Here is a 22,606-nt window from a genome sequence, read left to right as displayed (position 1 = left end):
AATGGTGTCGTGTCACGCGGCCGATTAACAGTTCCCTGTATGTTTTATGGTGTTATTCTTACACGATTTTAAGGGTTTGGTCGCGTTCATTTGCGGATAAATTTTCGCGTCATGGTAATGCTGCCCCGGCCTGTATGGCGATTGCGCGACGTGATCGGGAGATAAATCTTTGATCGCCCCTGTTCGCGGTGCGTCAACTGGTGTATCTCAGGCGGGCATCTGACAGTGGCGTCGATCTGTCAGGCAAAGCGTGACAAAGATCACCCCCGAGAGAGAATTTATGAAACATCATCATCGCAATCCCCGGGCCCGCGGGGGACGCAAGCGTCAGCCGTCGCGGCGCGATCCGTTGATTGGTTTTGAAGCGCCGGTCACAATCGAACAGGTTGGGGCGCGTGGTGATGGTATCGCCCATGTCCAGGCGCCGGACGGCAAGTCCGTGCTGGTCTATGTCGATTGCGTTTTGCCCGGGGACGAGGTGCGTGTCGCCCTGCGCCAGAAGCGCGGTGATGGCTATGGCGCCGAAGTCATCGAGGAACTGAAAAGAAGCCCCGCATTCAATCCGCCGCGCTGTTCGCATTTCAAGGAATGCGGTGGCTGCGCGCTTCAGCATATGAATGATGATGATTACCGCGCCTGGAAACACGACAAGGCCAGAACGGCGGTTGTACGGGCCGGGATTGACCCCGAAGATGCCGATGACCTGATTGCCGATGTTGAAATCTCCCCGCCGGCAAGTCGCCGACGGGCCGGTTTTTCGGTTCATGTCGGGGCGTCTGGCGTGTTTGTCGGCTTCCATGGCCGGTTCAGCCATACTGTTCTCAATGTTCCGGATTGCGTGGTTTTGCGCCCTGAGCTGATGGCATTTCGCGAAGCATTCGTGACGTTTCTGTCCTCCTGTCCGCCCGATCAGGCGCGCGACATCAAGGAAGTCTTTGTCACGCATGCCGATAATGGGCTTGATGTTCTGATCCATGCGACAGCCGATCCTGATCTTGATATGCGTCAGGACCTGGCGGAATTTGCAGACAGTCTGAATATTGCCCGCCTGAGCTGGAAGGTCGGTGATCGCCCCGACGAACCGGTTGCGGCCCGTCATACGCCAACGGTCGGTTTTGAAAATGTCGATGTGCCGATTGCCCCGGGCGGCTTTTTGCAGGCCACCCGCGAAGGTGAACAGTCACTCGTCACGGCCCTTAAGGCCGCACTGGCCGATATTGCCCCCAAACAGGTGGCCGATCTGTTTTGCGGGGTTGGAAGTTTCACCTTTGCCTTGGCCCTTTCCGGGAAACGGCGTTCGGTCACCGCGGTTGAAAGCGATCCGCGTGCCGTTGAATTGCTGCAATATGCGGTCGGACAATCAGGAAGCCCGATCAAGGTCGTCAAACGGGATCTTTTCCGACAGCCCTTGACCGCGACCGAATTGGCGGGATTTGATCTGGTTGTGTTTGACCCGCCGCGCGCCGGGGCGCTTGCCCAGTGCGAGGAACTGGCGATTGGTGGCCCGGAATGGGTTTTGGCCGTTTCGTGCAATCCGGCGACATTCACCCGTGACATGCGGGTGCTGCGCAATGGCGGTTATGAAATCCAGAAAATCGTCCCGGTCGATCAGTTCCTGTGGTCATCGCATCTTGAACTGTTTGCGGTATTGCGACGCACAAAGGCCGCTTGATCAGGGATCGATTCGGCGCCGATTTATGGTGCGGTTGGGGCCGGTATCACCTTTGATGCGGGTCGATCAGGCCGGAAATCCCGATATCGCGCGCCGATTGTGCATTTGCGCTTAATGTTTAACGCCGAATAATCTATACTAATGGCTGGTATTTCCGCCGGACACCAGGAAGGTCAGGCGGGCAAAAGTTTGAAAGCATTTCAAATTCTTTGTCCGCGCAGCATGTAGTTGCCTCGCCGGCTTGTTTGTGCGGAAAAGCGATGGAACCACTGGCCAGCCAGCTTACGATCTATACCAATACTGCGCGTGCAATCGCACCGCAGAACAGGTTGATTGCGGGCGATGCGAACCAGTCTGCCACCAATGCCGGATCCGCCGGGCGCAATACCGATGCGGTGCGCGGCGCAAATTACACATCTGAAAAGCTGCGTGGCACACTTGGCAGTGCCAGCGATCTGGTCTCGCAGGCTGCAAATGATCTGTCACGGATCGGCGATGCGCTTGATGAAATAGATGCGCTGATCAAAACCGCCGAAGAAAATCCGACCCTTTCACGGCAACAACGCGCCCAGCTTAATGCCCAGATCGAAGATTATCTGACCTCAATCGACGATATCGCGGCAAATAGCAGCTATGACGGTCGCAATCTTTTGGCCGAAGACCAGACCATCACCGTTCAGGCCGGTTCGGGAACCTCGTCGGATAACCGGATCAATGTCGATCTGTATGCGTCATCGGCCGATGATCTGGCAGCGGGTTTGTCATCGATTGACCTGTCGGATGTGGCGGGCGTCACCGATGCACGCACCCGCATTGACGAGGCGCAGCAAGCCCTTCGTGATCGTGAAATCTCGCTGGCGGCTGATGGCGGCAGCATATCGATTGCCCGTGATCAGAATCGTATTTCGCAGGTTGCCGGTGACAACATTGTCCAGGCGCAGCTGGCCGCAAATGATGCTTCGACGGCTGACGATGTGCAGGCCAGAATTTCTGAAAACCTTCAGGCCTATCTGGGGGATATCGCCAGTCAGCTTGCCAACCAGACCGTGACGGTCGGTGGCTTTGCCCTGCCGGAACCGCAACCTGATCCGTTCCTTGAACAGAATGACACGGCAGCCTTTGATCCGAATTCTGATGACGATACCGGCTTTGAAACCGGATTTGGCGGCACGACACCAACCAGCCCCGCAGGCACACGAACCACCAGCACGCCGGTCTTTGGTGGTTATGACAGTGGTGGTCAGGCAACCTCAAGCGGCGGTGGCGGCAATTCACAGCGCCCAAGCCGGGTGTCCGTTGATGCCTGATGCCGCACCGGGCTATGGCGGGATTATTGCCCTGAACCGGTGAACTTTTTGGGGCACAGGGCAATGACGGCACCGGAAGTCATCACCCTTAGTTGCCCACAACCATTTGGCCGTATTCAGGTGATTACAATCAGTCGGTCAATTGCGATGACACGCGCATCCCGGGCCGTGAAGGTGATTGAGCGGGACGTGCTTTGGAAATGGACGGGGCGTGGCGACCTAGCCTTCGACGGTTTCATCCTCATAGACGCCCCAGAACCCGTGACGGGGGGCCCAGCCTTCGAAATCGCCAAAGCGCAGTTGACACCAGTTCAGGTTAGCGGGGCAATCTTCGATGCGACCGATGACACTGGCCGAAACCATGGCTATTTTCCGGGCGTTTTCATCTGCTGCGGAATAAAGCGTGATGCTGTCATCGGTAACGATGACATGACGTGACCCGACCAAAAGACTTTGGTGAACCCAGCCTTCGCTGCCTTCCCAGTCGCGGACCTTGCGCCATGTATCAAATTCCGAAACGACTTCCATCGGCATGTTGCGGCGATGATAGATCCAGACCTTCGGGTATCGCAAACCCGGGCCCGAACGCAGAAATACCTTGTCTGACCGCAGTGCGACAAATCGCGGAATGGGCAAGCCGGATTCTTGTGCGCTGGCCACGATCGGGGTGGTCAGGCTGCCCAAAATCGCCAAAGCCATGAAGCGATACAGAAATTTGCGCAAAATCTGCGGCATCGTGTTGGTATTCCTTCGTTTATTTTCTCTGACAGCGTCCTGCCAGAGCTCTTCTTTGTGTAATAAAATTACAAAAACTGCGTCAAAATCCTTGCTTTTGTACCTTTGAGCGTGGCATCACTGCAATGCGGCAGGGCACAAAAGCGCGTCATGCCACATTTTGTCAGAAAAAGAGTTAAAAGACCGCATAGGATCGGCAGATGACCAAGAAAAAACCGCTTGTCGTCGTAACCCGGAAACTGCCGGAAGCGATTGAAACCCGCATGATGGAATTGTTCGATGCGCGTCTGAATATTGATGACGCTGCAATGAGCAAACAGGAACTCATTGATGCCGTCAAAGAGGCCGATGTTCTGGTGCCGACCGTGACGGACAAGATTGATGCGGCCGTGCTTGCCCATGCGGGGCCGAACCTTAGACTGATTGCCAATTTCGGGACCGGTGTTGATCATGTGGACCTGCAAACAGCGCGGTCGCGCGGGATTACGGTTACCAATACCCCCGATGTCCTGACCGAAGACACCGCCGACATGACCATGGCGCTGATCCTGTCGGTTTCGCGCCGCCTTGCCGAGGGCGAGCGTCTTATCCGCAAAGGCGAATGGGCCGGATGGGGGCCGACACTGATGCTGGGGCATCGTATCTGGGGCAAGCGTCTGGGGATTGTCGGCATGGGCCGTATTGGCCGTGCGCTGGCGCGCCGTGCCAAGGGGTTTGGTCTGTCTGTGCATTACCATAACCGTCGGCGCGTTCATCCAGAGATCGAAGACGAACTTGATGCGACCTATTGGGAAAGCCTGGATCAGATGTTGGCACATGTCGATATCGTTTCGGTCAACTGCCCGCATACGCCAGCAACCTATCATCTGTTGTCGGCACGCCGTCTTAAGCTGATGCAGCCGCACGCCATTCTGGTTAACACGGCACGCGGGGAAATCGTTGATGAACCGGCCCTGACGCGGATGCTGGCCGATGGCGAGATCGCCGGTGCCGGCCTTGATGTGTTCGAACACGAACCGGCGGTTAATCCCAAATTGCTGGAACTGCAAAATGCAGTTCTGTTGCCGCATATGGGATCGGCGACCATCGAAGGCCGTGTTGATATGGGCGAAAAGGTTCTGATCAATATCAAGACCTTTGTTGATGGTCACACACCGCCAGACCGGGTGATCGAAGGCCTTCTGTGACCCGGTTACAGTCCGGTTTTTCAAAATCCGACCAACAAATTTCGGCACGTCACCACATCTGAAATGTGTGGTGACGTTGCCAATTGCGTGCATGGCTACAGTCTGTAATTGCGCTGCGGTGCAGCATGGTTATGATTGATGCCGGGTTCGAATTCGGCAGCAGGTGCTTTGATGGCGTCACGCAATGGTTCCAACAACGGTCAGTCTTCGCAGGACAAAACAGCACCCGCAGCCTGGCATGGTCTTGCCATCGATGCGGTCTGTGATCAGCTTGAATGCGATCGCACCGGACTTTCCCATGACGCCGTTATTGCCCGCCAAAGCCAATATGGCCCAAACAGTCTGCCGACGGCCAAACCCAAAAGCGCGCTCGTACGTTTTGCCAGGCAATTCAACAATCTTTTGATCTATGTATTGCTGATTGCGTCATCGGTAACCGCGATGATGGCGCACTGGATCGACACGGTGGTTATTCTGGCGGTGTGCTTTTTGAATGCGACTATCGGCTTCATTCAGGAAGGCAAGGCCGAAGAAACGCTGCGCGCCATCAAGAACATGCTTTCGCCAAGCGCATCGGTGCTGCGCGATGGTCAGCGCAAGACAATTCCGACCACCGAACTCGTCCCGGGGGACGTTGTGCGCCTCGAAGCAGGGGACCGCATCCCGGCGGATATTCGACTTTTCATGGTCAAGAATTTCGGGGTGCTTGAATCTGCCCTGACGGGGGAATCCCTGGTGGTTACCAAAAATGCCGATCCGGTGGCAAGGGAAGCAGCCCTTGGTGATCGCAAATCGATGGCCTATGCCGGAACACTGGTTACCACCGGTCAGGCCCAGGGGCTGGTGGTGGCAACCGGATTCCAGACAGAAATCGGCAAAATCAACCGTCTTCTGGGCGATGTCGCGGCCCTGACCACGCCGCTTCTGCGACAAATGAGCCAGTTCGCCAAGATCCTGACCGGCATCATTTTGCTGGTTGCGGTGATGGTATTTGCCTTTGGCGTTGTGGTGCAGGGCATGAGCATCGACGCCACCTTTGTCGCGGTCGTCAGTTTGACCGTGGCCGGCATCCCAGAAGGTTTGCCCGCCATTCTGACCATCGCGATGGCGATCGGTGTTCAGCGCATGGCCGGCCAGCACGCCATCATCCGGCGATTGCCGGCGGTGGAAACGCTGGGCGCGGTATCGGTAATCTGTTCGGACAAGACCGGGACACTGACGCGCAATGAGATGACGGTGCAATCGGTCTGGATGCCTGATTGCAATGTGAATGTTTCCGGGATCGGCTATGACCCGCATGGCGGCTTTGTTGCCAGTGGGGTCGAACAGGATGCCGATGACATTCCAGGCTTGGCGCTTCTGACCCGCGCGGCCATGTTGTGCAACGATGCCAAACTGGTGCGCAAGGACGATGCGTGGAACGTCCTTGGCGATCCGATGGAAGGTGCGCTTCTGGTTCTGGCGATGAAGGCGGGGTTTGATCATGACCGGCTTGATGAAACCGTTCCGCGTCTTGATGTTCTGCCATTTGATTCCAGCTACAAATACATGGCGACCCTTCATCATGATCATGCGGGGCACAAACTGATTGTTGTCAAAGGTGCGCCGGATCGTCTGGTTGCCATGGCAAGCCATCAGCGCAACAGCGATGGCCAGGATCATGAAATTGATCGGGAAAAATGGACTGCCGGGATCGCCGGACTTGCCGCACAGGGCATGCGTGTTCTTGCGGTTGCCATTCGCGAAATGCCAGCAAGCCATCAGGAATTGACATTTGATGATGTCGAAAACGGGCTTGTGATGATCGGGTTGCTGGGGCTTGTTGATCCGCCACGCCCCGAAGCAATCAGCGCGGTGGCAAATTGTCGGCAGGCCGGCATTCGCGTCAAAATGATTACCGGCGATCACGGCATTACCGCACAGGCGATCGGGGCACAGCTGGGTCTTGAAAATACCGAACGCTACCTGACCGGCCCCGAAATTGATGCGATGAGCCAGGCCGACCTTCAACAGGCCATCGAAACCACAGACATTTTTGCCCGCACCAGCCCGGAAAACAAATTGCAACTGGTTATGGCGTTGCAGGCCGCAGGACGGGTGGTGGCGATGACCGGGGATGGCGTCAATGATGCCCCGGCACTCAAACGGTCCGATGTCGGCATCGCCATGGGCATATCGGGCACCGAGGCCGCAAAGGAAGCCGCCGAAATGGTGCTGGTCGATGATAATTTTGCCTCTATCGTCAATGCAGTACGCGAAGGACGCACGGTTTACGACAACCTGAAAAAATCGATCACGTTCCTGTTGCCGATCAATGGTGGGGAAACGCTTGGTGTTCTGGTTGCGCTGATGATGGGCGTCGTTTTGCCGATTTCGCCGTTGCAAATTCTTTGGGTCAATATGGTCAGTTCAATCGGGTTGGCATTGTCGCTGGCCTTTGAAAAGGCCGAACCCGACCTGATGGCACGCAAGCCGCGCAATGTTGCCGAACCGGTTTTGTCGGGCTTTCTGGTCTGGCGTATTGTGTTTGTGTCGCTGTTATTCATGGCGGGCATTTTTGGATCATTCGAACTGGCGCTGATGCAAGGGGCATCTGTTGAAACTGCGCGTACGGTTGCGGTCAATGTTCTGGTCGCGATGGAAGTCTTCTATCTTTTCAGTGTGCGTTATCTTGGTGGTACATCCTTGACCTTGCGCGGCATGGTCGGGACGCGACCGGTTTTGATTGCCATATCGTCGGTCTTTGTCCTGCAACTGATCTTTACCTATGTGCCGGTGATGCATTTCCTGTTTGAAACCCGACCGGTCAGCATTGTGGCGGGCATCGGGATCATTGGGGCCGGGATCGGGCTGTTTGTCATTCTGGAACTGGAAAAACTGGTGATCCGTGTTGTTACGGATCGAATTGGCAAAACGTGACCATTTTCTTTTAGACGCAGAGCGACTATCACTATCTCAAACATGATTTTTTGAGGATGATTTCGAATGCGCAGCGTCTTTGAACCAGCTCAGCATACAACGGTTCCGGTTACCGGTTCGGATCAGGTTTTTCCTGTGAACCGCATTTTCTGTATTGGTAAGAACTATGCCGAACATGTGCGCGAAATGGGGTCTGACCCGTCTGATACCCCGCCATGTGTTTTCATGAAACCGGCCGATTGCCTTGTGGTTGGTGATGGTGATCTGCCCTATCCGTCGGCAACCGATGATCTGCATTACGAAGGCGAACTGGTGGTTGCCCTGTCCAAGGGGGGCAAGGATCTTGACCGTGCGGCGGTCGAAGATGCGATTTTCGGATATGCGGCCGGACTTGATATGACGCGCCGCGATGTTCAGGCCGGTCTCAAGGAACGCCGTTTGCCGTGGGACATGGCAAAATCCTTTGACGGTTGTGCGGCGATTTCGGAAATCAAGCCGAAAGCCGATGCCGGTAACCCGCATGCCACCAATCTGAAACTTTCGGTCAATGGGGATGTGCGCCAGAATGACACCACTGCGAAAATGATCTGGCCGGTTGTCGATGCGCTGGTGCATCTGTCCACACTGATCGAATTGAAGCCGGGTGACCTTCTGTTCACCGGTACGCCCGAAGGTGTCGGTCAGGTTGTGCGCGGTGACCGTATGGATCTGGTGATTGCCGATGTTGCGGAACTGTCGGTAACGCTGAAATAAGCCTTTTGGTTTTTATAGACTTTCCGGGGTTGTGGGGCAGGGGCCTTTCCCCAACAAGACTTGAACGGAGCCCGTTTTGAAGATTGTAAGTTGGAATATCAATTCCGTGCGCCTGCGCATCGAACAGGTGGTCCGGTTTCTCGAAGACCAGCAACCCGATGCATTGTGCCTTCAGGAATTGAAATGCCCGGATGAACATTTCCCGCATGAGGCATTCGAAGCCGCCGGGTATGTTCATCGCCATAACCATGGCATGAAAAGCTATAACGGTGTGGCAATCGTATCGCGATTGCCCTTCGTTGAAACCGACATCACTCATTTCTGTGGCAAGGAAGATCGCCGCCACTGCATGGCGAAATTCGAAAACGGTGTCGAGCTTCACAATTTCTATATCCCGGCAGGCGGTGATGAACCGGATCCGGCGATCAATGAAAAATTCGCCCACAAACTGTCCTTCATCGATGAAATGACCAATTGGTGGTCCGATCGGCGTGCCGCAGACCCGAACCGCAAGGCGGTTCTGGTCGGGGATTTCAATATCGCGCCGTCGGAAAATGATGTCTGGTCGCACAAGCAGCTTCTGCGTGTCGTCAGCCACACCCCGATCGAGGTCGAAATTCTCGAAAAGTTCCGTCAGTCCGGCGATTTCATTGATTCGGTTCGTGAAGTCGTGCCCGAACCCGAAAAGCTTTTCAGCTGGTGGAGCTACCGGGCGCGCGACTGGCGTGCAAGCAACAAGGGACGCCGTCTTGATCATGTCTGGATGACACCGAACATGGCCGGCACGGTCCGCACCGCATCGGTCTATGACCTTGCGCGTGATTGGGAAAAGCCGTCCGACCACGCACCGGTGGTTGTCGAATTCAATTTGTAATCACGGCTGGACCATCACACTTCCAAACAGCGGGCCCGGGTCATCCGGCCCGCTGTTTGTCATTTGAAATAACTTGATTGTCCTGCCAATCAGCGCAACTCTTTGGGGAGTATGAAGCAGGACAGGTGCCCATAAGGTCAATGTCGCACCGTTTCGATGACTAATTACGCAGGATACGGGCAATGAAAAAGATACTGTTTGGTTTGGCAGCGATCATCGTACTGGTCGTGGGCGGGCTTGTTTATGTCTATGTCAATCTTGATGACATCGTGAAAACGACGATCGAAAAGGCCGGAACGCGGGTGACCCTTGCGGATGTGACGGTCGATGCCGTATCGATCGAGACAACGCAAAATACTGCGGCCATCAAGGGGCTGGTGATCGGCAATCCCGAAGGATACAAAACCGACCATGCCTTTTCACTTGGCAATATTTCGGTACGTCTTGATGGATCGACACTGACCAGCGACACCATCCGCATCATCGAAGTGGTGGTGGATGCGCCAAGTGTGACCTATGAACTTGGCAATGGCAGTTCCAACATCGCGACCATTCAGCGCAACGTGGAAAGCTTTGTCCATCGTGTTTCCGGTCCGTCCGGTGGTCAGGGCACAGATGACAGTGCTGCTGGCGAAGACGCCGCGTCCGGGCCCAAAATCATCATTGATAATGTGTATGTGCGCAACGGCAATGTCGGTGTTTCCGCTGCATTGCTTCAGGGCAAGTCATTGTCGGCCAATCTTCCGGAAATTCATCTCAAGGACGTTGGCAAGGAAGATAACGGCGCAACGCCGGCCGAAGTTGCCGGTGAAATCCTGACCGCGATCAACGCATCGGTGTTCAAGGCGGTTTCAAACCTTAATGTTGATGGTCTGCTGCAAGGTGTTGGTGATCTTGGCAAGGGCGTTGTCGGTGCAGTCGGTGCCGTTGGCGGTGCAGCCGGAACAGGTGGCGAGAAACTAAAAGACGGCGCCAATGCGCTTGGCGGGGCTGTCAAAGGATTGTTTGGCGGATCGTCCGACTGATCTTTTCTTTCTGCCGGATTTCCGGGACATATAATCAATCATGTAATCAATCATGGCCTGATCGGGTAAACGCCCGGTCAGGCTTTTTTATGCGTTTTGCAACAGCTTGTGACCTGTTCGGGGAATGGGGCGGGATAAAATCGCGCGGGATCAATGGTCTGTGTTCGACCGTGAAGTATGAAGATTGTGAATTTTCTCTATCCCACTGCTTTTTTTCATGAAATTGACTTCTATATATCCTTGGATAGGGGTAATTATATCCCCGTCCATGTTGTGATGATGCGTTCGGGATATGAACTGGTTTCACATCCTTCTATTCGGGGTCGGTTCCGGGATCTGAGGCACCGGGGATCTGATCGATGGCAAACAGAACATGGAAAAACAGACAGGCAAAAACGACCTGTCAGGTGCATGTAAAAATCCGTCACATGATGACGCCAACATCACCGTCAAAAAATTGGGATTGGGATCAAAATGTCGGTCAGACAAGGAGTAATACCGATGAAAGCTAAACTGCTCGCTGTTGTGTCCGCCGCTGCCTTCTTGAGCGCGTGTGCAAATATGAACATTCCAGGGGTACGTGAGATGGCTGACGAAGGGTCGGCATTTGACGCAGCCCTCCATCAGAATTACGCCGACCTTGCCCAGGCAGAATATGACGAAGCCGATTGGGCGGATGCGCGGTACTTCACCAGCCGTGCCAAAATGGCTGCAATGAGCCAGGATACCGGCCCGCAGATGATTTCCGAACGTTCCCTGCCTGAAGGCAGCACCGGTGAAGTCGAAGTCGCGCGCAGCGACCTTCTGGCGGCACTTGATGCCGGTGGCCGTGAAAAGGCCGCAACGGCTGCTGCACGGGCACAGGCAAGCTTTGATTGCTGGTTGCAGGAACTTGAAGAAAACATTCAGCAGGAAGACATCGACAATTGCCGTGCCGCCTTCTATCAGGCGCTGGCAATTGTTCAGGCTGAAATCGACACCGCACCGGCCCCGGTTGCCGCGATGGCAATGCCGGTTCCGATGAATGTCTATTTCGGCTTTGACAGTGCCACAATTGACGGCAAAGCTATGTCGGTCATTAACGGGATTGTCGAAGCATATGGCAAATACGACCCGGCTGCGATCAGCCTGGTTGCCTATGCCGACCGTGCCGGCGATGCAATGTATAACGATATTCTTGCAAAATCGCGTGTCGATGCGGTTGTAAAGGCGCTTCGTGATGGTGGTGTTCCGGCAAGCAAGCTTGCGATCAGCATCAGCGGCGAAGCCAATGTTCCGGTCGCAACCGAAGACGGTGTGGCCGAACAGGGTAACCGTGTCGTTGTTGTCACCTTCAAAGACAGCATGTAAGCACGTCAACGCAACAAGGGGATTTCATCCATGCGTCTTTTGATCGCACTACTTCTGCCCTGGTTACTGTTCTTTACCATCGGGCGTCCAATCGCAGGCGTTATCTGCCTGATTTTGCAGATTACCCTGATCGGCTGGGTACCGGCGGCGATCTGGGCTGTCTATTCGCTTAGTCAGTACAATACTGACAAGAAAATCAGCAGTGCCATGGGTGGCGGTCAGGACTAACTGACTGTGTTTGCCCCATATGGGCCAAACAGACATTCCCAAGAATAAAGGCAGGCCTTCGGGCCTGCCTTTTTGATTGTCCGGACGTGTGGTCGGGGCCGCTGGCATCAACGCAGATGGCGTCTGACCCCGCCGACAAAACGCCCGATCAGGCGCGACACAACCAGCCGGGTGATCATAAAGCTCGTCACGGCAAGGGCGGCGGGCCAATACCATGCCTGAACTTCCGGACGGGTACTTTGATCAACCAGCCCGTAAATGACGGCAGCCATCGCGCTTGCGGCAATAAAGGCGGTCCGTCTGCGATAGCGCGCAATAAAGGGGCCAAGCATCCACATTGATCAGTGCTGACCGCCGCCAATGTCGCGCGCAAGGCGGGCGGCAAAATCATCGGTCATGCCCGATACATAATCCAGGATCACCAGACACAGATCATAAAGCGACGCTCCGATCGGCATGGCATCATTGCCGATCAGTTCCCGAACACGTCCGGCCCGATAGGGAATGTCTGCTTCGGATCGGGCTTTGTGGACTTCAAGTGCGGTTTTGCAGAATGTCTCAAGCAGGGTTTCAAGATGGGCAAAGGCGCCGACCTCGATCTGGACCTTGCGGCGGTTCAGGATGATCTGTTTCTCCGAGAATGACTTGGCAGTGGCGATCAGCTCGTTATAGGGGCCATCGGCACAGGCAAGAAGATCATCTTTCCACACACCTGCCAGAAGTTCTTCTTCGTGGCGGACAAAGGCATCGACAAGCGCATCAAGAAGACCCGACATGATCTTGCCGCGCAGGAAGGATATCTTGCGGCTGATATTCTGTTCGCGGTGATATTCGGCGGGAAGGTCCCCTTCGATACAGGGGCGCAGCATCTTTTCCAGCGTCTCGAATTCCACCAGTTCAAGCTCGACCCCGTCTTCGATATCAATCAGGGCATAGCAAACATCATCGGCGGCCTCGACCAGATAAACCAGCGGATGGCGGCAAAATGCCTGATCGCTTGTCCGGATCAGACCGGTGGCATCGGCCACTTCCTCAAGCAGTGCGAATTCCTTCTGGAATGTCCCGAATTTCTTTTTCTGGGGAAACGGGCTTCCCGATGCCGACCACGGATATTTCAGGAAACTTGCCAGCGTCGCATAGGTCAGCCGCATCCCCCCATCATACAGACCAGTCCGTTTGTTGGTCAAAAGCCGGAACCCTTGCGCATTGCCTTCATAGGTCGTCAGATCGGCAAACTGTTCGCGGGACAGGCTGCCGGTAAAGGCCGGGTCGGCATCGATAAACCATTGGCGGATGGCATATTCACCGGCATGGCCAAATGGCGGGTTGCCGATATCATGACACAGGGCGGCGGCCTGAACGATGGCGGCCATGTGATCGGGGTCGATGGTATCAGGCAGGCTGCCCTTTTCCGAAAGACGATGACCAACCATCAGGCCAAGCGACCGGCCGATACAGGAAACTTCAAGGCTGTGGGTCAGGCGGGTATGGACATTGTCATTTTCGGGCAACGGGTGAACCTGGGTCTTGCGTTGCAGGCGCCGGAACGCGGCAGAGAAAATGATGCGGTCGTAATCCTTGTGAAAATCGGACCGGCCAAAAGCGCCGACACTTGAATGACGGGTGCCAAGCCGTGCGGGTGACAACAGTTTTTGCCAGTTCATCATCGCAGTCATGGTGTTTTGGGCCTTCCCGTCGGTTCCGAGCTTCTTTCAAATGTGGGGCCTTTATGCCCGTTGTTGGTAAATAAGCATTTTAAATTTTGCCGATATGCAAAAGAAAACGGCGCATCCGGGGATGCGCCGTTCGCAATGTCGGTGGGCGGGCTGGATTATGCACCCAGACCCTTTTCCATGATCAGGTCCAGACGACGGGCAAAGCTGACCGGATCGGGCAAGGCTTCGCCTTCGAGAATGCGGGCCTGATCAAGCAGCAACTGGGCCGCGTCATTGAGAATCGGTGCCTCGGCATCCTTGATGGCAATGTCAGACAGCTTTTTGATCAGGCTGTGCTTCGGATTGAGTTCAAGGATACGCGGGCTGATTTCATCAACGCGGTTATGCTGCTTCATCAACCGTTCCATCCGCAGATCCATGCCGGTTTCATCGGCAATCAAGCAGCAGGCCGAACTGGTCAGGCGATCGGATTCCCGAACGTCCTTAACACCGGTACCAAGGGCGATCTTGATCGATGCGATCAATGCATCCAGTGACGCGTCACTGGCGGCATCATCCTTTTTCTCGTCCTTGGCGTCATCCTTGTCATCGGATTTGACGTCATTGAGATCGGCACCGCCACGGGTGACCGATTTGAAGTCCTTTTCTTCAAACTGGCCAACTGACGGCATCCAGAATTCATCGACCGGATCGGTCAGAAGCAGGACCTCGATCCCCTTGGCGGCAAAGCCTTCAAGCTGCGGGCTGCGTTTCAGGGCTTCGATATCTTCGCCGCTGATATAGTAGATGGCCTTCTGGCCTTCTTTCATGCGTTCGACATATTCCGAAAGCGTGGTCCAGCCATCGCCATGGGTCGAACGGAACTTGGCGATTTTGAGGATGCGCGCACGGTTGGACTGGTCTTCGTAAAGCCCTTCCTTGACCACGGCACCAAAGTTTTCCCAGAAGGTGTCAAACCCTTTGGCGTCCTTCTTGGCGGCAGTTTCCAGTTCGGACAGGACCTTTTTGGTCAGGCCGTTTTTGATCTTGGTCAGGACAGGGTTGTGCTGCAACATCTCGCGCGAGACGTTAAGCGGCAGGTCCTGACTATCGACCACACCGGAAACAAAACGCAGCCATGGCGGCAGCAATTCGTCGGCACCTTCGGTGATGAAGACCTTGCGGACATAAAGTTTCAGATGGCCTTTGCGCTGCGGATCATAAAGATCAAACGGCCGCATGGTCGGAAGGTAAAGAAGGCCGGTATATTCAATCGCGCCTTCGGCCTGATAGTGGATGGTTTTCCAGGGATCATCAAACGCATGCGAATTGTGTTTGTAGAATTCCTTGTACTGTTCCTCGGTGACTTCGGATTTCGGACGGGTCCAAAGGGCGGATGCCTCATTGAGGGTCTCGTCACCATCAGCCTTCATCAAAACCACCGGAATGCCGATATGATCGGAATAGGTTTTGACGATATGGCGGAGCTTGTATTCCTCGGTGAATTCCTTGAACTCGTCGGTCAGATGCAGGGTGATCTGGGTGCCGCGGCCTTCCATTTCGGCTTCGGAAATGGTGTATTCGCCCTTGCCGTCCGATGACCATTTCCATGCCTGGTCTTCGCCGGCCTTGCGACTTACGACATCAACCCGGTTTGCCACCATGAAGGCGGAATAGAAACCGACACCAAACTGACCAATCAGGTCGACATCCTTCGGATTGTCGGATTTGGAGACCGCATCAAGGAACTTGGCAGTGCCGGAATTGGCAATGGTGCCAAGATTGTCGATCAGGTCTTCCTTGTTCATCCCGATCCCGTTATCGGCAATCGTCAGAACATTGCGGACATTGTCTGTCAGAAGGCGGACCTTGAATTCAGCGTCGCCTGCGAGCAGTTCCGGTTTGGCAATCGCTTCGTAACGCAATTTGTCGCACGCATCCGAAGCGTTGGAGATCAGCTCGCGCAGGAAGATGTCCTTGTTTGAATACAGCGAATGGACAACGATATCGAGCAGTCGGCTGACCTCGGCCTCGAACCGCATTTTTTCTTCCGTCATGACCTCTTTATTCTCCTTTGTTTCAAGCGTCTGTTGAACTTCCCCGCAATCGGCAGAAGTTGCAACACTTCAACGGGCTACACGAAATAGCAATGTGACCTGTTATTGCTACTGACCGCGCTTGATATGCGTCAACGCACCTTGCAGCGCAAGTCCTGTATCCTAAGTATAGATATAGACGGTTTTTCAAAAGGGGCGCGAAACCAAAACCCAAGCGTTCCTGAATTTCCCGGGACAGCAAATGGACCGGGGGTAAACGGCAGGGTGCAACGCCCTGCTTTGCGTCCAAGGCTTTAAACAGGAGGCCGTATCATGAAGGTTCCCGTTCAAATCACCTACCGTGATGTTGATCAGTCTGATGCGCTTGACGAGCGTATCCGTTTCAAGGTGCAAAAACTGGAAGAAACCTTCGATCGCATGACCAGTTGTCATGTTGTGGTGGAACGACCCCAAGCTTCCCATAACCACGGTAACCGTTTCGCCGTACATTTCGGGATCAATGTGCCGGGCAAGGAAATCATGGTAAAGCGTGACAGTGCTGATCATGCCCATGAAGATGTCTATGTCGCGCTTAAAAACAGTTTCCAGGCCGCACGCCGACAGCTCAAGGATTATGCGGACAAGATGCGTAACCATTAATGACCCGACCGGTGATGGTCGAATGATGATGACCGACCGGCATTGATTGGCGGGGCGACCTTATGGTCGCCCCGTTTTGCTTTTGGGGGCTGATTTTGTTTGAGCCTGATCTTGCGGTTTTTCGGCAAATGCGGTGGTGGCGCGAGAAGGGCAAAGCACAAAAGTCGCAGTCGGACGGATATCGGGCTTTCGCCTGCCGGGTTTTAGCTGTTTTTATCGGTCAGGATGCAACAGCGCTTCGAAGCTGCTGACTGCTGTTCGGATACCGGGCATCACGCAATGCGCCGGCCCACCATTTCAAGTCGCCCACCATGTGATGCAGTGCCTGGTTTGTGCTTTCCTGGTCGATTGGGTTTCCGTCTTCGTCAAAACGGTCCCAGACGTTTGCAAAGCTCACCACATCGCGCATGGTCACGGCATGAAGTTCGGCAAAGACAAGACGCAATTGCTCGACGGCGCGCAATCCCCCTGACATCCCGCCATAGGAAACAAAGGCGACCGGCTTGCGACGCCATGGCTGTTTGGCTGCATCAATCAGCAATTTCAGCTCGCCGGTAAAGCTGTGATTGTATTCCGGTGTCACGACGATAAAGGCATCGGCCTCTGAAAGGGCGGTGTGCAGTTCATCAATGCCCGGATGTTCTGCACGCGTATGTGCCGCCGGAAGGTTCAGGACAGCCGGATCAATCGTATCAAGTGAAAGATCGCGATCCGATCCAAGTGTTGTCAGTACCCAGCGCGCAACCATGTCACAAAGCCGCCCCTCTCGTGCACTGCCATAGATGATGGTGACATTGAATGTTTCTTTCACGGATTTGACACCTTGATAATTTCGCTTCAATGCGTAAGCTTCTAGAACCTCAACTAATGTTAAGGTCAACAATGAAATTCGATACCTGTCAGAAGGCAGGATGCAGGAGGGGGAAATGGCCGGAAGCGGTGTATTGCAGCGTTATCTGAGCGTCGGGGAAGTCGCCAGCCGCTGCGGGATTGCGGTGTCGGCTGTGCATTTTTATGAACGCAAAGGTCTGATCAGTTCGATCCGCACCGATGGCAATCAACGCCGGTTTCACCGCGGCGTGTTGCGCAAGCTTGCCATCATCAAGGTCGCCCAGAAAACCGGGATACCGCTTTCTGAAATTGCAGAAGCCTTTGACAAGTTGCCCCATAACACGGTCCCCAATGCCAAGGACTGGGAAAAGCTGTCTTCGCAATGGCGCGATGACTTGAACGAGCGGATCGATCAACTGACCCGGCTTCGTGATCAGTTGGGGCAATGTATTGGCTGTGGATGCCTGTCGATATCAGATTGCCCGCTGCGCAACCCGGCAGATGAGTTGGCAAAGGATGGGCCAGGGGCACCGTTGCTCGAACACGGGAAATAGTGACACTCAGTGTGCGTTAGTACCTAATTGCGTTGCTCAATATAGGTGTTACCCGAGTTGCTCAGCATGATGCTGCCCTTGGTAATGTGGACAAGCTGCTTTTGTTGGTTGATGCGCGTTCGAAACCCCTTGTGAGCAGGGAAGAAGTCTTTGTTCTTGGCTTGATTGCAAACGGAACAAAGGAACGCGATGTTCGTAATGTCAAAGGCGGCAAGGTCGGCAAATAGGATTTCTGTTCCGCTGTTATCGAGTACGATGCCGCTATCGTTTTGAATCCCCGACATTGCCCAGTGGGCAACCTTTACCTCGTCGGAATCATAGTCTTTTTCAATGGCGTCTGGGGTCGTGTAGATCGCCTTGATAAGTTCGTAACCCTCGTCCGAGTTGTCGGCGAGAATCCCGGTCAGGTTGTCGTAATCAGGCAGACGCAAGACCGATTTACCAAGCTTCAAGTTCGCTACGTTTCCGTCCGGCGAGACATAGTTATCCTTTTTGTTTGCCTCGTTTGCGAGTTCTGTAAACCGCCGCCACCCGGCATAGGTGGCACCAGTGAGTGCCTGAAGCAGCGCCGATTTGGGAAACAGATGATCAGCCTCTGCAAATACGGTGGGTAAGATGCGCTCGCAGCATGGGCATTTGAAGCAGTTTTCTACGCCGCGCCCGAAATCCTGATCAGGAACTTTGGCGATGCCAAATCGCCATGCATTGAAGTATCCAGCGGTTTCAGGACCGGGGATGAAAGGGCTAAATTTTTCACGCGTCGATACTTTGAACAGAACAATCATTCGGTGTTGGTCCTAGTACGTACTGGGGGTGTCAGATCTTGGGGCGTCGGAATAGACGCCATTCCTTTAGCGGGGCGTCAAAAGGTCCGAGACCGATATTCGGCAAGCCGGGCTTATGCTGTTTTGCCGGTGGCTGGAGGAGCTTGCGCCACCAATATTCCCAATCTTCATTATCCGCAGGAAGTTCTGGTTCAACGTTTGGATTGTGAGGGTCGACTGGTTTTGTTTGACTGGTTTCTTCCCACTCTGGCTCGACTTGACGTTTGACAGCCTTTGCAGCGACTGATGGCCATGTGCCTGCCTGGCCTTCGTTGTCGTCGTCAGAATCGGGGTTGCTCATCGGGGCCTCCTGCAAATGGTTTGGGGTGTTGACGGGGGAGGAAACACGATGTGACGAACTTTGCTGAAAGCTTGACATTGCGCCGGTTCGCGTGTTGAAAGGCCCAAAGATTGCGATGGTCCTGATCAATGGGCTGTCGATTGGAAAAGTTTGATGCAGATTTCAACCCGAACCGGTCCTCGTATCCTTGCCATATTGGGGCCGACCAACACCGGCAAGACCCATCTGGCCATGGAACGGATGTTGGCGCATACGACCGGGATGATCGGGTTCCCGTTGCGGCTTTTGGCGCGTGAAAACTATGATCGCGCAGTGGCCAAGGTCGGAAAGGGGGCGGTGGCGCTGATCACCGGCGAAGAGCGTATCTTGCCGAAAACCGCCCGCTATTTCCTGTGTACCGTCGAAGCCATGCCTGTGGCCAAGCAGGTCGATTTCCTGGCAATTGACGAAATCCAGATGTGTGCCGATCCCGAACGCGGGCATGTCTTTACCGACCGGCTGTTGCATGCGCGCGGGCGCTCAGAGACCATGTTCATGGGGGCGGAAACCATCCGCCCGGTGATCCGCAAGCTGGTTGATAATGTCGAATTTGACCGGCGCGAACGTTTTTCGACCCTAAGCTATAACGGATCGAAGAAGATCCAGCGCCTTCCGGCCCAGTCGGCTGTGGTGACCTTTTCGGCACAGGAAGTCTATGCGGTGGCCGAACTTGTGCGCCGTCAAAAGGGCGGGGCTGCGGTGGTTCTTGGCGCGCTGAGCCCGCGCACCCGTAATGCCCAGGTCGAAATGTTCCAGAATGGCGAGGTCGAACACCTGATTGCGACCGATGCCATCGGCATGGGGCTTAACCTTGATCTTAACCACGTTGCCTTTGCCGCGCTGACCAAGTTTGACGGCAAGTTCAATCGCGGTTTGACGGCGGCTGAAACCGCGCAGATTGCCGGGCGTGCCGGCCGTCACATGAATGACGGGACATTTGGGGTTACCGGCAACCTTTCGGGCATTGATCCCGACATCATCGAACAGATCGAAGCCCACGAGTTCGAGCCGCTTGCCAAAGTCTTCTGGCGGAATGCGCGGCTTGATTTCCGGTCTGTGGATGCGTTGCAGAAATCCTTGCGCCGTCGGTCGGATGACCCGACCCTTATTCTGGCGCGCGAGCCGGTCGATGAAATCATGCTCGATCATCTGGCGCATAACGAAGATGTCGCGCGCATTGCCTCGGCCCCGGATCGTGTACAGTTATTGTGGGAAGTCTGCCAGATTCCCGACTTCAGAAATATCCATACCGATGCCCATCCAAGGCTGCTAACATCTATCTATCGCTATCTTGCGAAACCCGGAAGCAAACTGCCTATCGACTGGTTGGGCGAACAAGTCTTGCGTCTGGATCGTTATGATGGTGATATCGATCAGTTGTCATCACGTTTGGCAGGTATTCGCGTCTGGACATATGTATCGCACAAGCATCACTGGCTCGAAGATGCCAATCATTGGCAGGAACGCACGCGGGCCATTGAGGATAAGCTCTCAGATGTGCTACATGAACGCCTGACCCAAAGGTTCGTTGACAGACGGACCTCGGTTTTATTGAAAAGTCTCAAGGACAAGTCTGAACTCATGTCTACCATCACTGCGAATGGTGAAGTACAGGTCGAAGGTGAATTTGTCGGCCGTCTTGATGGATTCCGTTTCATCCCTGATGAAACCGATGCTGCTTTCGAAGGCAAGGCTATTGCCAGTGCCGCACGTCGCGCGCTGACCGGCGAAATCGCCCAGCGTGTCAAACAACTTGAAACCGACGAAGACGACAAGTTCGCGGTGAATGGGCAGCTTGATGTCCTTTGGAACGGTGCGCAGGTTGGCGTGCTGAAAAAAGGTGACACAGTTCTGTCGCCCGAAGTTCAGGTGATCGACAGCGAGTTCTTTGACGGTCCGACACGTGAGCGTGTGCGCACCCGTTTGCAGAATTTCGTCAATGCCCATATCGAAGCGCGCCTTAAAATGCTGACCCGCCTGCGCGATTGTCAGTTGTCCGGTCCGATTCGCGGTCTTCTGTTCCAGCTGAACGAAGGTCTGGGCTGTGTTCCGCGCTCGGAACTTGAAAGCCTGGTCAAGGACCTGTCGGACGAAGACCGCAAGGCGCTTGCCAAACTTGGCGTGCGTCTGGGTGTTGAAACCGTCCATGTGCTTGATGCGCTCAAACCCGATCCGGTGGAGCTGCGCGGCATTCTTTGGGCGGTTGCCCGTGAACTGGATGCGCTTCCGGAATTGCCACCGGCAGGCCGGACATCGGTTCCGAACGATCGTGCCAATTCCAAGGGCTTTTACCTTGCTGCTGGCTATATGCCGGTTGGTCCGCTTGCGGCACGTGTGGACATGCTTGAACGTTTCGCAGCCCTTCTGCGTCAGAAGGCCCGTGAAAACGACGGCAAGGTACGTCCTGATCCCGATCTGCTGTCACTTCTGGGCTGCACGGTCGAGCAGGCCGAAGGCGTATTTACCGCTCTTGGCTGGCGTGCCGAGGTAACCAAGGTCAAGAAATCCGAACTTCTTGCCAAGGAAGCCGAGAAAAAGGCCGAAGAAACCGCCAAGGCCGATGCCGAAGTCAAAACCGAAGAAGCTGCACCGGCTGAAAGCGCCGAAACAGCACCGGCAAATGACGCCGCATCCACCGACACTGCAGAAGCAACCCCGGCCGAGGCCGCGGAAACCGATGCGGATGGCGATGAGCTGGTCGAGGTCAAATACTTTGTCCGTGTTGATCGCCGCAAGCGTGGCGGTGCCGGTCGTGGTCAGCAGCGCGGTCCGCGTCAGGATGCACGCGGCAAAGGCGGTCCCAAGGGCAAGGGCGGCAACCGTCCGAACCATGGCGGCAAGGGTGGTCGCGGTGGCAAGCCGGGCGGACGTGGCCCGGCCCCGGACAAAGGCAACCAGATCAACGAAGATTCTCCGTTTGCCAAGCTTAAGGAGATGCTCGAAGCCAAAGGCTGATAGCATCCTGGAAATCGGAATTGAACGGCGATCCTTGCGGGTCGCCGTTCTGCGTTCTATGTCTTTATAATCACTTGATGCAGGATCGGATGGTTGTGAACGAACAGTCAGAAAAGCTCAGGGTCGACAAATGGCTTTGGCATGCCCGGTTTTACAAAACCCGGTCATTGGCCAGCAAAGCCTGCCAGTCCGGGCATATCGTTCTGAATGGTCAGTCCGTCTCCAAGGCAAGTGCCACGGTCGTCGCCGGTGACCGGTTGCAGTTCTTTCAGGGGCCGCATTTGCGTGTGGTCGAAGTCATCGCCCTTGGCGAACGTCGCGGGCCCGCCCCGGAAGCCCAGGGCTTGTATGTCGACCATTCCCCCCCAAGATTACCGAAAAAGGCAGTTGCGTCAGATATACGAACCGCACCGGTTGCGGAACGCGAAGCCGGTGCCGGACGTCCGACCAAGGCAGAGCGCCGGGCGCTTGACCGGCTGCGGGGTGACAGGGATGTCGGCTAGGACTTTTTAAGTTTTTTCTGATATTTAGGTGATCTCTGCGACTTAACGCCAGGATGGCAAGAATACAAAATTATCCGGTTGTGTCTGGTGCACGAATTTCTTGCACTGGGATTAGTGATCGGCTATGTATCCTATCTGATGGTATAATATCACCACTTTAGGATGGTATTTTCTGCATAACCTGGAGCATCCCCGCTT

At 54.8% G+C, this 22,606-nt stretch carries 20 protein-coding genes; 13 read left to right on the top strand and 7 right to left on the bottom strand.

The features are described 5' to 3' along the window. Positions 1-280 precede the first annotated feature (280 nt). Complete coding sequence (locus SIB88_RS18680; protein ID WP_412558778.1) at positions 281-1,672, top strand: class I SAM-dependent RNA methyltransferase; 1,392 nt, start codon at positions 281-283, stop codon at positions 1,670-1,672. Positions 1,673-1,932: 260 nt separating this feature from the next. Next, positions 1,933-2,979: a hypothetical protein gene (locus SIB88_RS18675; protein WP_412558777.1), complete on the top strand. Its 1,047-nt coding sequence runs from the start codon at positions 1,933-1,935 to the stop codon at positions 2,977-2,979. 219 nt (positions 2,980-3,198) lie between these two features. On the opposite strand, the gene SIB88_RS18670 is transcribed toward SIB88_RS18675, so the two are convergent. Then, a complete protein-coding gene (locus SIB88_RS18670; RefSeq protein ID WP_068518753.1) occupies positions 3,199-3,714 on the bottom strand; it encodes an SH3 domain-containing protein in 516 nt (171 codons plus the stop codon). A 200-nt stretch (positions 3,715-3,914) separates the two neighbouring features. Between SIB88_RS18670 and SIB88_RS18665 the strand changes: the two genes are divergently transcribed. From SIB88_RS18665 to SIB88_RS18635, 7 genes are all read left to right on the top strand, one after another. Then, entirely contained in the window at positions 3,915-4,901 is a 987-nt protein-coding gene (locus SIB88_RS18665; RefSeq protein WP_068518754.1) for a 2-hydroxyacid dehydrogenase, read from the top strand. 171 nt (positions 4,902-5,072) lie between these two features. Further along, positions 5,073-7,820, top strand: a complete 2,748-nt coding sequence (locus SIB88_RS18660) for a cation-transporting P-type ATPase (protein ID WP_412558776.1) — start codon at positions 5,073-5,075, stop codon at positions 7,818-7,820. A gap of 66 nt (positions 7,821-7,886) precedes the next feature. Then, entirely contained in the window at positions 7,887-8,573 is a 687-nt protein-coding gene (locus tag SIB88_RS18655; protein ID WP_068518755.1) for a fumarylacetoacetate hydrolase family protein, read from the top strand. Between the two features lie 76 nt (positions 8,574-8,649). Next, positions 8,650-9,447, top strand: coding sequence for an exodeoxyribonuclease III (xth, locus tag SIB88_RS18650; RefSeq protein WP_068518756.1), 798 nt, complete (start codon positions 8,650-8,652; stop codon positions 9,445-9,447). 182 nt (positions 9,448-9,629) lie between these two features. After that, positions 9,630-10,472, top strand: coding sequence for a hypothetical protein (locus tag SIB88_RS18645; RefSeq protein ID WP_114112998.1), 843 nt, complete (start codon positions 9,630-9,632; stop codon positions 10,470-10,472). Between the two features lie 585 nt (positions 10,473-11,057). Then, entirely contained in the window at positions 11,058-11,822 is a 765-nt protein-coding gene (locus SIB88_RS18640; RefSeq protein WP_228194417.1) for an OmpA family protein, read from the top strand. 30 nt (positions 11,823-11,852) lie between these two features. Then, positions 11,853-12,050, top strand: coding sequence for a YqaE/Pmp3 family membrane protein (locus tag SIB88_RS18635; protein ID WP_068518759.1), 198 nt, complete (start codon positions 11,853-11,855; stop codon positions 12,048-12,050). Positions 12,051-12,157: 107 nt separating this feature from the next. Here the strand turns inward: SIB88_RS18635 and SIB88_RS18630 are convergent, their stop codons facing one another. The 3 genes from SIB88_RS18630 to htpG all read right to left on the bottom strand — a co-directional run bounded on the left by SIB88_RS18630 (position 12,158) and on the right by htpG (position 15,762). Further along, entirely contained in the window at positions 12,158-12,388 is a 231-nt protein-coding gene (locus SIB88_RS18630; RefSeq protein ID WP_412558775.1) for a hypothetical protein, read from the bottom strand. A 3-nt stretch (positions 12,389-12,391) separates the two neighbouring features. After that, positions 12,392-13,726, bottom strand: a complete 1,335-nt coding sequence (locus tag SIB88_RS18625) for a deoxyguanosinetriphosphate triphosphohydrolase (RefSeq protein ID WP_412558774.1) — start codon at positions 13,724-13,726, stop codon at positions 12,392-12,394. 155 nt (positions 13,727-13,881) lie between these two features. Beyond that, positions 13,882-15,762: a molecular chaperone HtpG gene (gene htpG / locus SIB88_RS18620; RefSeq protein ID WP_412558773.1), complete on the bottom strand. Its 1,881-nt coding sequence runs from the start codon at positions 15,760-15,762 to the stop codon at positions 13,882-13,884. Positions 15,763-16,074: 312 nt separating this feature from the next. Between htpG and SIB88_RS18615 the strand changes: the two genes are divergently transcribed. Then, the gene (locus SIB88_RS18615) at positions 16,075-16,401 is read left to right on the top strand and encodes an HPF/RaiA family ribosome-associated protein (RefSeq protein ID WP_068518762.1); all 327 of its coding nucleotides are present in this window, start codon (positions 16,075-16,077) and stop codon (positions 16,399-16,401) included. 220 nt (positions 16,402-16,621) lie between these two features. Here the strand turns inward: SIB88_RS18615 and SIB88_RS18610 are convergent, their stop codons facing one another. Next, positions 16,622-17,212 (bottom strand): NADPH-dependent FMN reductase, encoded by a 591-nt coding sequence (locus tag SIB88_RS18610; RefSeq protein ID WP_412558772.1) that lies wholly within the window; start codon positions 17,210-17,212, stop codon positions 16,622-16,624. A gap of 115 nt (positions 17,213-17,327) precedes the next feature. Here SIB88_RS18610 and soxR point away from each other — a divergent pair, with 115 nt between their 5' ends. Then, a complete protein-coding gene (gene soxR / locus SIB88_RS18605; RefSeq protein WP_082817795.1) occupies positions 17,328-17,786 on the top strand; it encodes a redox-sensitive transcriptional activator SoxR in 459 nt (152 codons plus the stop codon). Positions 17,787-17,809: 23 nt separating this feature from the next. Here soxR and SIB88_RS18600 read toward each other — a convergent pair whose 3' ends face one another. Both SIB88_RS18600 and SIB88_RS18595 read right to left on the bottom strand, forming a co-directional pair. Further along, complete coding sequence (locus tag SIB88_RS18600) at positions 17,810-18,571, bottom strand: hypothetical protein (RefSeq protein ID WP_068518765.1); 762 nt, start codon at positions 18,569-18,571, stop codon at positions 17,810-17,812. 31 nt (positions 18,572-18,602) lie between these two features. After that, positions 18,603-18,911 (bottom strand): hypothetical protein, encoded by a 309-nt coding sequence (locus SIB88_RS18595; protein WP_156480863.1) that lies wholly within the window; start codon positions 18,909-18,911, stop codon positions 18,603-18,605. A 153-nt stretch (positions 18,912-19,064) separates the two neighbouring features. Here SIB88_RS18595 and SIB88_RS18590 point away from each other — a divergent pair, with 153 nt between their 5' ends. Together SIB88_RS18590 and SIB88_RS18585 are read left to right on the top strand one after the other, a co-directional pair. Further along, complete coding sequence (locus SIB88_RS18590; protein WP_068518766.1) at positions 19,065-21,905, top strand: helicase-related protein; 2,841 nt, start codon at positions 19,065-19,067, stop codon at positions 21,903-21,905. A 95-nt stretch (positions 21,906-22,000) separates the two neighbouring features. Further along, a complete protein-coding gene (locus SIB88_RS18585; protein WP_410177007.1) occupies positions 22,001-22,408 on the top strand; it encodes an RNA-binding S4 domain-containing protein in 408 nt (135 codons plus the stop codon). Positions 22,409-22,606 lie beyond the last annotated feature (198 nt).

This window comes from Thalassospira sp. MIT121401 (genome assembly GCF_047125595.1).
GTDB lineage: Bacteria > Pseudomonadota > Alphaproteobacteria > Rhodospirillales > Thalassospiraceae > Thalassospira > Thalassospira povalilytica.
The sequence above is the reverse complement of the archived record's forward strand: the minus strand, read 5'-3'. Positions and strand labels throughout refer to the sequence as shown.